Origin of the sequence: Texcoconibacillus texcoconensis (assembly GCF_014202575.1) — a bacterium.
Taxonomy (GTDB): Bacteria; Bacillota; Bacilli; order Bacillales; family Salisediminibacteriaceae; genus Texcoconibacillus; species Texcoconibacillus texcoconensis.
Genome location: NZ_JACHHB010000006.1, coordinates 85,639 through 98,316, shown reverse-complemented (window position 1 = coordinate 98,316; position 12,678 = coordinate 85,639). Strand labels below are relative to the sequence as shown.

Genomic DNA, 12,678 nt, shown 5'->3' with positions numbered 1-12,678 from the left:
TCTTTTGATCATTTACGACATCATCGTCGTTTCATTTGAAGTTGGCAGGCTTTCTTTACTTTTTTGACTTTCATCTGTAATAAACAGTAAACCTATTTGATGATGTTCACCATCATAAATGGCCGTTTGCGCAAAACGAACTTCCCCACGACCATCTACGACTTGAAGTTTACAATACGCTGAATTTGTCTGTAGTGCTTCATAAAATTCGCGTTCAGTTTTCACTTCGACCCCATTCACATTCGTGATCAACTCTGCTACTTGAATGTTCATTTTTTCAGCTGGAGATTGAGGAAGGACGCCGACAACGACCAACCCACGTTCACGCAGTGTATAGATGGGAGAACCTTTTGTTTCTTTCATTTTTTCCAAAACAAATAAAAATTCGCGTCCAAATAAAGCAAGCACAGCAGTAACTACCGCAAAAACTGGATAAAATAGGGCCATCACTGCGCTAAAGGTAACGAGAAGCACCACCAAGCTGGATCTTTTTCCGAACTGACCGGTAGCCTCTTCAGGACGTTGACTCATTAAATCATGGTGATACGAAAGAGTTACAGGGAAAAGCACCAATCCCCATTGTGATCCATCTGCATAGATCGTTGGCCACCAAGATGGCAGTTCCAAAGAACCTACAGGCCAAAAAGTAACCAACGGAACAATCCAAAGCTGTTTCAATGTGAGCAAACCAATTGGTTTTCCTCGTGTCCCTTTCTGTAGACGCGGAGATGGACGTTTACTCCCATCAGTAGTAATCAAGTATGTTTCAACAAGAGAAAGAACCGCAATAAAAATGGCCAACATTGATAAATCCACCGAGCGTAAATCATTCAACCATGTATTCAAGAAAGCCCAATCAATCGGGACAGATGGTTGTAAAAGAATGACAAACATTGACAAACTTGCAATAGCAGAGAAGCTTGTCCATCGAAATGGAAACAAAAAGATCGTAAAAACAGATAAAAGTGCAAATAGAGCAAGGAGTCCAGTTGGAACAACGACACCGATCGTGATAAATAAGAAAGAAGCGAACACTCCCACCAACAATGCACGGCTTAATGGTGAAATGAGGTCATCAACAACATCGTAAACCCTTATATGAAAATGCTTGCGCTCATTTTTGACTCTTTGAACACCGATATAAATTGAAAATGCTATAAATATGTATAAAAGCGGATTTATAAAAAAACGACCTATTGCTAATACCATTTCCCATATAATTTCTCCTATCAATGACGCCCCCTCCTCTTCATTATCCTTAGCGCTTCATATGTGCTCTTTAACTCCTTCTCTTTTGAACGAAAAAATCCTTTATTTGATCATGTAAAAGTGAAAAGCGAGGCAGACTTATCCGCTTTAAAGTCAGCCTCGCCTTATCACAAAGTATCAATTTTATTCTAACGCATCAAAAAGTACATCAACAGCTGTTTTCATCTGCTTATCGTGAGCTGGGTCTTGAATAGCTTCAATGATTAAATCGTGCAATTGTGCCGCCGTTTTTTCACCAATAACCCCGTTAACTTCTAGACCTTCATCTTCTTGAAAACTTCGCACAGCTGCTTCTGTCTCTTCATTAAAGTATCCATCGGTTCGCCCTGGATCATAACCAGTCGCTTCAAGCATTAACTGGGCTGTTTCTACTTTTTCATCATTCATATCAAATTCAAGCTGCTCATCTTCATTAAGTGCTAAAGGCGATAAATAAAAGAATTCAGGTTGTTGAGCCTCCACTGTTGGCTCAACACCAACTTCATTAATGAAGTTGCCATCTGAAGTTAACCATTTAAACACTGATAACTTCAATTCACTACCATCGCCAAGTTGCAATGCCTGCTGAACAGTTCCTTTTCCAAATGAAGGTTTCCCGACAACTTCTTGACCACCTGCCTCTTTTAAAGCTGCAGCTAAAATTTCAGATGCGGAAGCACTTCCTTCATCAATAACAGTCACGATTGGATATGTTTTTTCTTCTTCAAGCTCAGAGACTTCTTGAATAACGCCACCTTCACGGTCAGCGATTTGTACAATCGTTTCCCCGCCAGGGATAATCATATCACCAATGTCTTCAACACTTTGTAAGTAACCCCCGGGATTCCCGCGAACATCAATAATCAAGCCGTCAATACCTTCACTTTCTAATTGTTGTAAGCGATCCCCAAAGTCCTCCGCAGTGTTCTCTGAAAAAGAGGTCAATTCTAATTTACCGATCGTTTTCCCTTCTTCTCTAATGACCTCGCTATGAACGGTTTCAATCGGTATCTCGTCTCTCACGACATCATATTCCATTTCACCAGAGACGCCTGGACGGTCAATCGTTAGTGTCACTGTCGAACCTTTTTCGCCACGAATTTGTAAGACCGCATCATGCAACGATAAACCTTCAACCGATTCACCATCAATCTTTAAAATTCGATCGTTCGGTCTCAATCCCGCGTCTTCTGCAGGTGAATCACGAAATGGTGACATAATCGTCACATAACCATCCATCATCGACACCTCTGCACCAATTCCTTGAAAGTGAGAGTCTAATGACTGCATAAATTGCTGTGCTGTATCTTCATCCATAAAGTCAGAATATGGATCATCCAATGTCTCAACCATTCCAGAAATCGCCCCATCAATCAAGGCTTGTTCATCGACTTCTTCAAAATATTGTCCTCGAATCATGTCAAAAGCTTTATCAATGTTTTGTAATGAATCTGCATTTGTAGATTCAAGAAGCGCTTGTTCGAACGTCGTTTCATCATCAGCATCTTTGGTTTGTTCCATAACTGGCAAGGCGTTGTCTCCAGCAGCCACCTGCAAGCCCATATACATTCCACCAGCACCGACAAGAATTGAAACAGCAACGATGACTGCGAAAATTTTTCGGTTCAATTCCATTCTTTCACCTCATTTGTAAGAAAAAGATCACAGGTTTTCAGTTATAAAACGGTCAACATTGATTGAAAATAGCAATCTTTTGTAAAGCAATGTTCTTCAGACATTCATCCGTTTATTTCCAACAAGTTCACTTTCCCTCAGTTTATACCATCTTCACGATGGCTATGCATTTTTCCATTACGACAAAGTAAAACTAGTATACGGTAAAGCATTTAAATTATTTAAAAAAATTTGGCTCTTTTCGTATAGGTTGATTGTTATTTGAACCGGAGTTTATATACATTTCCGTCGCTCATCCGTGATGAACAGGACGTTACCGTTTTTAGCTGATTCAGGAGCCTTGGTGTATTCAAACTACATATGGTGATGTAACCTTGTTCATTTGTATTCAACAGTAAAACCTTTTAGGGAAACAGCCTTTCACTTAAACAACACCTATGTCTTAATGATTTCGTTTAACTTCACTATACACGCTGTTAACAAGAATCTCAAGAAATGATCAAACCATCCCCTTAACACAAAATCTTATTTTTTTATAGTTCAACATGTACTGTGCAGCTACTTTATATGGTCTTGATAAGAAAAAAGACTGATGGTTAATGGTAGAAATTGTACAAAATGACATAATCGTAACATAAGATGTTTGACGATTTTATCGATCTGTTTTCTACTTTTTTAACCATCAGCCTTCTTCATTTGTTATTCAATATATCTAAGTGGATCGACAGCGTTTGTTTTACCTAGATTCCATGGTCCTTCATGAACTTCAAAGTGTAAATGGGGACCTGTAGAACGACCTGTGTTTCCCATATACCCTAGGCGTTGTCCACGTTCTACGCGTTCACCACTGGACACTTCACGATTTTGTAAATGCGCATATACAGTTGTTAACTCTTGCCCACCAACATTATGTGAAATAAAAATCGCATTTCCATATGAAGCTGAGTAATAGGAACGAATCACGGTTCCAGCTTCGGCAGCGACAATTGGCACGTTACTTCTGCCACCTTGTCCGATATCAATTCCGTGGTGGAAACTCCCCCAACGCGGACCATGGCCAGAAGTAATCGCTCCGGTTGCTGGACGTTGAAGCGTACCATCTCCACCACTACTGGTTTCCGTCGTTTGCTGCGTTTGCTGTTGACGTTGTTGTTCCTCCCAACGTTCAAGTTCTTGTTTTCTCGCTTCTTCTTGGGCTTGTAAAATTTCATCTGCTTCTTCTAATGATATAATTTCATTACTTAACTCTACTTCTTTTTCCTCTAATTGATCCATAAGGACATCTTTTTCATCACGCTGTTTATCTAAGTTTGCTTTTAATGTTTCTAAGTCTTCTAGTTGTTCTTCAAGAGAGGCTAATTCTTCTTCGAGTTGTTGTTTCGCTTCTTCGACCGCTTGTTTATCCGCAATATGTTGATCTAATATGTTTCGATCTTGTTGTGCAATTGTTGTTAATGCGGCAATGCGATCTAATAGATCCCCAAAGCTTTGCGCACCGAGAAGAACTTCAATATAGTTTACCTCTCCACCGTTTTGGTACATCGAGCGAACGCGATCTTTTAATAAATCATCACGTTCTTCAATTCTCTCTTCCAATTCCACTATTTCCTCTTCTAATGAAGTGACATTGTCTTCTGTTTCTGCGATGTCTCCTTCTTTTTCACGAATTTGTTGATTTGTTTTCGCGACCTCTGCGTCTATTTCGGCCATTTCAGCTTCTACTTCAGCGATTTCATCATGAAGCTCTTCCATTTCCTCTTCTGTTTTTCCAGCTTCTCTTTGCTTTTCTTCACGTTCTTCTTGAATCGAACGAATTTTATCCTCTAGATCGCTTCCCGTATTTGCAGAAACAGAAACCTCACTCCACGGCTGAAAAACAAGTAACACACCGAGAACAAAGGCAATAGCACTAGCTCCCCACTTCTGTTTCATATCCGTCTCTCCTTTCACCGACAACAACCGTTTTATTTCCAGGGCAATAGACAAATAATTCTACGACTATACTTTCAAAAATTTGCGCACGCTCATCAAACTTCCCCATACGCCTACAAAAGCGCCAATGGAAATAATAATCAACGAGACTTGTAATATAAGCGGGTATGGAGGCAACATTTCGATAAACGATAAGTCTACGCTTACGGTGATATATTGATAGATTTGTTCATATCCGTAGACTAAAGCAACGATCGGTATCAGTGAACCGAAAACCCCTAGTAACAATCCCTCAATAAAGAACGGCCAGCGAATAAAGCCATTCGTTGCTCCGACAAGTTTCATAATTTGAATTTCTGTTTTTCGAGCGATGATTGTAAGCTTGATCGTATTGGCAATCAGAAACATTGCGGTAAACATCAAACCAACAATTAAGGCAATCCCTATAATCCTCGTAAGGTTGGTAAAGGAAAAAAGTTGCTCTACAATATCTTGACCGTAGTCGAGCATTTCGACATGATCAAAGGACTCAATTTGCTGTGCGACTTGTTCCGTTTGGTGTGGATCGTTAGCTTGTACAACAAAGACATCATTGAGAGGATTTTCTTCTCTTAATGACTCAAATACTTCGCCCTCTTCGCCTAAACTTTCGATTAAGTCATCAAGACCTTCATCTCTAGGAACAAAATCAACCGAATCGACTGTATTCAAAGATTCAATGTTCGAATATAGCTCGTCCTGTTCTTCTTCAGAGGCGAGCAAATCTATGAATACTCGCACCTCTACATCATTTTCTAACTCATTCGTAAAATAATTAATATTTAAAATGATCGTCAAAAATGCCCCAACCACAAGAAGCATCACAGTAACTGCACTAATCGATGCAAAAGTCATCAACCCATTACGACCTAAGTTCTTCGCACCTTCTCTAACATGGCGAGCCAGGGTCCTAGCTTTCATAACCGTAGTCCCCCCTTATTTCGTCACGGGCAATTCGACCACCATCAATAGCAATCACACGTTTTCTCATCGTATTAACGATTTCACGGTTATGTGTCGCCATAACAATCGTCGTTCCATGAGCGTTGACCTCTTCTAAAATATTCATAATCTCCCACGACGTTTCAGGGTCCAAGTTCCCTGTTGGTTCATCGGCAATTAATACACTTGGGTTGTTCACAATCGCACGAGCAATCGCAACTCGTTGTTGTTCCCCACCTGATAATTCGTGAGGTTTAAAGCGTGCTTTATTTTTCAATTGTACAGTTTCAAGTGTACGCATCACTCGTTGACGAATTTTAGCCGTATCCTCTTCGATCACTTCAAGAGCGAAGGATACGTTTTCAAAAACAGAAAGGGATGGGAGTAACTTGAAGTCTTGAAAAACAACCCCAATACTTCGTCGTAAATATGGGACATGTTTTTCTTTCATACTAGATAAATCTTTTTTGTCCACATACACTTTCCCTTTTGTCGGCTTTTCCTCTCTGTATATTAATTTTATAAATGTTGATTTACCAGCACCGCTTGGCCCGACAACATAAACGAATTCCCCTTTATCAACTGATAGGTTCATTCCATTTATTGCCATAACTCCGTTTGGATACGTTTTCCAAATGTCACGCATTTCTATCAATGGATCATCACTTCCTATTTGTGTCATTCACGATGTTGTTCAGTTGATGCAATAGTTCCGTCCTCAATCAGTTTATATATGAGATGTAACGGTTTTTGACAAAAATAAACGTTACATTTGACAAAGCGTCATAACATCCTGTTAAACAACAAAATCTTTAATTCCTCATCCATTATATCATCATTATTCAACATTTTAAGATGATTTTTTTTACATTTTGATTTCAATAGATTTGACTTGAAAATTAATTCTAAATGAATGCCATCATGCTTAACAAAAATAAAGGCTGTTTTCTAAAAGATTGTTGCTGTCTTTAAAAAACTTGGTAATACTCGGGTTCGTTACAGTGGTTCATAGGTTTCGCAGTCGCGGACATATGTTCCGTTAATCATCTCTTCTGCAAGCAATAAAGGGCATTTTTTTGCAAATAGCGGAACTCATGTCCCTAAAACACTCAAAAACAGCTCTTTTCAATTAAATAGCGGAATCAATGTCCGCAGCGACCGAAACATTGGACGTGACTCCATTTAGCAACTTGGAATCACACCTTGCACCCACTCCGCCGAATTTATTAAAAAACAACAAAGGTTACGAAAATAGCCAAAATAAAAGAAGCCGTCCTTCTGTTAGGACGACTGTTCAAGGTGTTTATCATCATTTTCATATGTTAAATTATTGATCTGCTGCCCATTGGGAAACAAGTTCTGCTTCTTCCCCTTCAAGGATGTTTGATTGCATTATCCCAGGACCTTCTTCAATGGCATTTAATACCTCTTCTTCTGATAAACCAGTGATTGGTGGCCCAGAAGTTCCTTCAAGGTCACCACCATGACAGCCTATGCAAGACTGTTCATACAACTCTTCAGCTCGTCCAGCGTCGTATGCTACCTCTTCGACTTCTTCAGTCGCCTCTTCCATGTCGTCACCTGTGTCTACATCATCCTCAGGTTCTTCTCCACCACACGCTGCTAAAACAAGTGCTGATCCTAACATCAAAGTAAGAAGTTTTTTCACTGTAGACCCTCCTCCCAAAAATGTCATCATTTTCTATTTATTTGTCCACTTTATTATAACCTATTTTTTACGTTTTGAAACCCTCACCGAGCACTTCATTTGTATCACTGACTATTACAAACGCTCCTGGGTCAGTTGCCTTAACAACTTGCTTTAACCTTGACACTTCATTATGGTTGACAACACACAAGAGTACAGGACGTTCATCGTCTGTGTAACCTCCGTGGCCATCGAGTTTTGTCACACCCCGGTCGACTTTTTCAAGAATATCTTTTTTCACTTGCTCTTGTTGGTCTGAAATAATCATCGCCATTTTGGAGCGGCCGAGACCAACTTGTACGATGTCTATCGTCTTCCCTGTCACGTAAAGGCTAATTAATGCATATAGCGCAAACTCAATATTAAAAACGATTGCCGATGATAAAACGACAAGCCCGTCCATCATAAAAACAGATGCCCCGAGGGAGACGCCTGTATATTTATTAATAACCTGCGCTGCTAAATCAGTTCCACCTGTCGAAGAGTTAGACCTGAATACAATACCTAAGCCAAGGCCAACACCGATCCCGCCAAATAATGCTGCCAAAAGTGGATCCGATGTTGCTGGCTCCCAATTACGCGTTAGAAAAACGACATACGGTAAAAAGAGCGTTCCGACAAGTGTTTTCGCCCCATATTTTAAACCTCCGAGCAAAACAACACCCGCAATAAAAAGTGGAATATTTAATGCCCATTGTGTAAAAGCCGGTTCAAATTGCGTCACCGCATACACAACGGTTGAAACCCCACTAACACCACCTGATGCAATTTGGTTAGGGAGTAAAAATAAATTAAATGATATCGCAACGATCGCCGCACCGAGAAATACGTGTGCATATTCGAAAAGTACCCTCATTTGTGGTGAATACTCTTTTTGTTCCCCTCGGCGTCGCTTTTTTGCTGAAACCATGACTATCGCACCTCACTAATAACTACCGACTTCACTTATGAGAAAGTCGACCTATGTTTGGAATTATTGTTGTGTTTCCCTCTATTTTCCTCAAGTAGTATATCACCACGCCCTAGTAGTGTAAACGCAATCGAAGTAACGTAGTAAAGGGGTAGACGACACAAAAAGAGGCTGATCTCTAAAATAGTATTTGCAGATCAACGCTATATGATTTGCTTACCCCCCATAATAAATAAGGCCATGCGCTAAACTTCTAGCGCATGGCCTCTTATTTCTGGGAAAATGATCAAAAACTTTAAGAAAGTTTCGAACGTAAATAAGCGTCGATAAACGGAGTTAGCCCACCATCCATTACCGCTTGTGTGTTTCCTGTTTCATAATTTGTGCGGTGATCTTTTACCATATTATATGGATGGAATACATATGAACGAATTTGACTTCCCCAGCCAATTTCTGACTGTTCACCACGGATCTCTTCCGCTTCTTTTCGTTGTTCTTCAATTTTTTGCTGAATCAATTTCCCTTTCAGCATTTTCATCGCTTTTTCGCGGTTTTTAATTTGGGAACGTTCAGACTGACAAGTGACGACTGTGTTTGTCGGTAAGTGCGTCATACGTACAGCGGAGTCTGTTGTATTAACATGTTGACCTCCTGCGCCACTTGATCGATACGTATCAATCTTTAAGTCCTCTGAACGAATCTCAACATCTTCGACATCATCTTCAAGTTCTGGTGTGACTTCACAAGATGCAAATGATGTATGTCTACGACCTGACGAGTCAAACGGAGATATACGTACAAGACGATGGACACCTTTTTCTGCTTTCAAGTAACCATAAGCATTGTGCCCTTGAATTAGTAGTGTAACGCTTTTTACTCCAGCTTCATCACCTGGCAAATAATCTAACGTTTCAACTTTAAAACCGCGACTTTCCGACCAGCGTGTATACATTCTAAGGAGCATCGAAGCCCAGTCCTGAGACTCCGTCCCCCCTGCACCTGGGTGCAATTCTAAAATCGCACTGTTACTGTCATACGGCTCACTTAACAACATTTGCAGTTCGAAATCATTGATGTTTGAAGCTAGCTCCTTAAGACCTGCTTGCAAATCAGCGATTAATTCTTCATCGGGCTCTTCTTGGACGAGTTCGTAGGATACTTCGAGATTGTTATATGTTTCCTCTAATTTTCGAAACACCTCTGTTTGTCCCTTTAAATGATTTGATTCATCGATTACTTTTTTCGCTTCGCTTTGTTTATCCCAAAAACCAGGCTCCGTCATTCGCTCTTCTAATTCCGCGACTCGTTGTTCCTTCGTTTCGAGGTCAAAGAGACCCCCTAAAATCCGCTAATCGCTTAGCCATAGTATCTAATTCCTGCTTCATTTCCGTCATATCCATGTTCATCACCTCTTACCGTCCGTGACACTGCTTGTATTTTTTCCCTGAACCGCATGGGCATTCATCATTGCGGCCGATCGTTTCTTCTTTCACGTACGGTGTTTTCTTTTTTGCTCTTTCTTGTTCTTTTTGGCTTTTTTGCTTTTCTTCGGTCACACTGTTGTGAACAGCTTCCCCTTCAGCGACTTGTTCACGCTGTAAATTTTGTTGGATTTGTGCTTTCATCATGTATTTTGATACGTCCTCTTCAATAGACGCAATCATTTCTTCAAACATCTCAAAGCCTTCGAACTTATACTCACGGAGTGGGTCATTTTGGCCATAGGCACGAAGGTGAATACCTTGTCTTAATTGATCCATTTGATCAATGTGATTCGTCCATTTCGTGTCGACCACCCGAAGTAGAACGACTTTTTCAAACTCACGCATCATCTCTGGCGTAAACGCTTCTTCGCGTTCATCGTATTTCTTCTTCACAAGATCCGTGATCTGTTCAACAATTTCTTCAGGCTCTTGACCATAAATATCATTGACGGTTAAGTCACCTTCATCAAGGACCGTTGCATTCATATGGTCAATGATCCCTTGCCAATTCCAATCTTCTGGTACTTCTTCTTCAGGTGTATAAGCTTGGACATTGCGTTCAATCATTGAGTGAATCATCTGCTCAACGATTGATCGAAGGTTCTCTGTTTCCAGAACTGCATTTCGTTGATCGTAAATAACGTCACGTTGTTCACGCATAACGTCATCATATTGTAATAATTGCTTACGCGCGTCAAAGTTGTTACCTTCTACACGTTTTTGTGCTTGTTCAACCGCACGCGAAACAATTTTACTTTGAATCGGTTGGTCTTCATCCATTCCGAGTTTTTCCATCATATTACTCATGTTTTCAGAGCCAAAACGACGCATGAGCTCATCTTCTAGGGAAAGGTAAAATTGCGATTCACCTGGGTCCCCTTGACGACCTGAACGACCACGAAGCTGGTTATCAATTCGACGACTTTCATGACGCTCAGTTCCTAAAACATAAAGGCCACCTAGTTCAATAACACCTGCTCCAAGTTTAATATCTGTCCCACGCCCGGCCATGTTCGTTGCAATCGTGACTGCATGCTTTTGACCTGCATTTCCAATGATCTCTGCTTCTTTTTCATGGTTTTTTGCATTAAGGACATTGTGGGTAATCTTCTTTTTTGTCAGCATCTTGGAAACAAGTTCAGATGTATCTACACCTGCGGTACCAACGAGAACAGGTTGTCCTTTTTGATAAAGTTCCTCAATACGTTGAATAATCGCACGAAACTTTGCTTCACTTGTTTTATAAATCATGTCTGGTTTATCTTCTCGAATGATCGGCTTATTCGTTGGCACACTAACAACATTCATTGCATAAATATTGCGAAACTCTTCTTCTTCCGTCTTTGCCGTCCCCGTCATCCCAGCGAGTTTTTCATACATACGGAAGTAGTTTTGGAAAGTGATCGATGCAAGCGTCATACTCTCACGCTTAATATCCAAGCCTTCTTTAGCCTCAATCGCTTGATGGAGACCATCGCTATAACGGCGACCTTTCATCAAACGCCCTGTAAATTGGTCAACGATAACGACTTCACCATCTTGTACGACATAATCGTCATCACGGTGCATCGCGACATGTGCTTTCAAAGCTTGGTTAATGTGATGATTTAATTGTACATGTTGCTGATCAAACAAGTTATCAATATTAAACGTTCTCTCCGCTTTACCAACACCTGCATCTGTAATTTGTACATTTTTTGTTTTTTCGTCGTACGTATAATCTTCCTCTACTTTTAACATTTTGACGAAAGAATTGGCAGCAGTATATAGTTGCGTAGAACGATTTGCTGACCCGGAAATAATCAGTGGCGTCCTTGCTTCATCAACAAAAATTGAATCTACTTCGTCGACGATCGCATAATGCAATTTCCGTTGTACTCGTTGTTCATTATAGGTCACCATATTATCACGAAGGAAATCGAAGCCAAACTCATTGTTCGTTCCATAAGTAACATCGGCAAGATAAGCTTCACGCTTTTCCTCTTTAGACATACCACTGACATTCAAACCAACGGATAAACCAAGGAAATTATACAGTTTACCCATGTCTTCAGAGTCACGTCGTGCTAAGTATTCGTTAACTGTGACTACGTGGACTCCTTTTCCTGTTAGACCATTTAAATAAACAGCAAGCGTAGCAACAAGCGTTTTTCCTTCCCCGGTTTTCATTTCAGCAATATCCCCGTCGTGCAAGATGATTCCACCTAAAAGTTGGACCGGAAAGTGGCGTAACCCTAGTACACGAGTGGAAGCTTCACGAACGACCGCAAAGGCTTCAGGAAGCAAATCATCTAGCTTTTCCCCATTTTCATAACGCTCTTTAAACGCTTCCGTTTTTTTCTGGAAGTCCGAGTCTGCTAACTTTTTCATGTCTTCGCCGAGTTGTTCAATTTCATCAACTTTTTTTTGAAGTTTTTTTAACAGCCGTTGGTCTGGATCACCAATGACTTTTTTCAATAACCCTTTCATGGACATGGCTCCCTTTTCAGTTTCTTGTTTCAAAAATATTTTTTATTATATGTAAACGACGTTTTATCTGCTTTTTAAGCAGAAAACATATGATACAACATATACAGAATAGACATTTAATCTTTATTTTATCAGTTTCCTATGTCCCTTACAAGGAAGCGGTGGAAGCGCAAATAGGCAACTAAAAAAATCAAACAGCGCTTACCCTTCCAAGCTGAAAAAAAGCCGGACAAAGGTCCGACTTTTTTCAACTACTTCTTTAATTTATTCGCTCTAAACCTGACGGAAACCCCAAACCCCTCAGTATTTAT

9 protein-coding genes are annotated in these 12,678 nt (G+C 40.3%); all 9 read right to left on the bottom strand.

Going from position 1 to position 12,678, the window contains the following annotated elements:
• Positions 1-12 precede the first annotated feature (12 nt).
• The 9 genes from HNQ41_RS07920 to secA all read right to left on the bottom strand — a co-directional run bounded on the left by HNQ41_RS07920 (position 13) and on the right by secA (position 12,367).
• Complete coding sequence (locus HNQ41_RS07920; protein WP_184663877.1) at positions 13-1,233, bottom strand: PDZ domain-containing protein; 1,221 nt, start codon at positions 1,231-1,233, stop codon at positions 13-15.
• Between the two features lie 159 nt (positions 1,234-1,392).
• Positions 1,393-2,883: a S41 family peptidase gene (locus HNQ41_RS07915; RefSeq protein WP_184663876.1), complete on the bottom strand. Its 1,491-nt coding sequence runs from the start codon at positions 2,881-2,883 to the stop codon at positions 1,393-1,395.
• Between the two features lie 699 nt (positions 2,884-3,582).
• Positions 3,583-4,815 (bottom strand): murein hydrolase activator EnvC family protein, encoded by a 1,233-nt coding sequence (locus HNQ41_RS07910; RefSeq protein ID WP_184663875.1) that lies wholly within the window; start codon positions 4,813-4,815, stop codon positions 3,583-3,585.
• A 66-nt stretch (positions 4,816-4,881) separates the two neighbouring features.
• Complete coding sequence (gene ftsX / locus HNQ41_RS07905; protein WP_184663874.1) at positions 4,882-5,775, bottom strand: permease-like cell division protein FtsX; 894 nt, start codon at positions 5,773-5,775, stop codon at positions 4,882-4,884.
• Positions 5,765-6,451 (bottom strand): cell division ATP-binding protein FtsE, encoded by a 687-nt coding sequence (gene ftsE, locus HNQ41_RS07900; protein ID WP_184663873.1) that lies wholly within the window; start codon positions 6,449-6,451, stop codon positions 5,765-5,767. Before ftsE ends, ftsX begins: the two co-directional genes overlap by 11 nt.
• 672 nt (positions 6,452-7,123) lie before the next feature.
• Positions 7,124-7,465: a c-type cytochrome gene (locus HNQ41_RS07895; protein ID WP_184663872.1), complete on the bottom strand. Its 342-nt coding sequence runs from the start codon at positions 7,463-7,465 to the stop codon at positions 7,124-7,126.
• Positions 7,466-7,532: 67 nt separating this feature from the next.
• Positions 7,533-8,414, bottom strand: coding sequence for a YitT family protein (locus tag HNQ41_RS07890; RefSeq protein ID WP_425506976.1), 882 nt, complete (start codon positions 8,412-8,414; stop codon positions 7,533-7,535).
• Positions 8,415-8,709: 295 nt separating this feature from the next.
• Positions 8,710-9,814, bottom strand: a protein-coding gene (gene prfB / locus HNQ41_RS07885) for a peptide chain release factor 2 (protein WP_184663871.1) whose coding sequence is annotated in 2 segments (ribosomal slippage) — positions 8,710-9,741 and positions 9,743-9,814 — 1,104 coding nt in all. Because the reading frame shifts where the segments join, the coding sequence is not laid out codon by codon here.
• A gap of 12 nt (positions 9,815-9,826) precedes the next feature.
• Positions 9,827-12,367, bottom strand: coding sequence for a preprotein translocase subunit SecA (gene secA / locus HNQ41_RS07880; protein ID WP_184663870.1), 2,541 nt, complete (start codon positions 12,365-12,367; stop codon positions 9,827-9,829).
• Positions 12,368-12,678 lie beyond the last annotated feature (311 nt).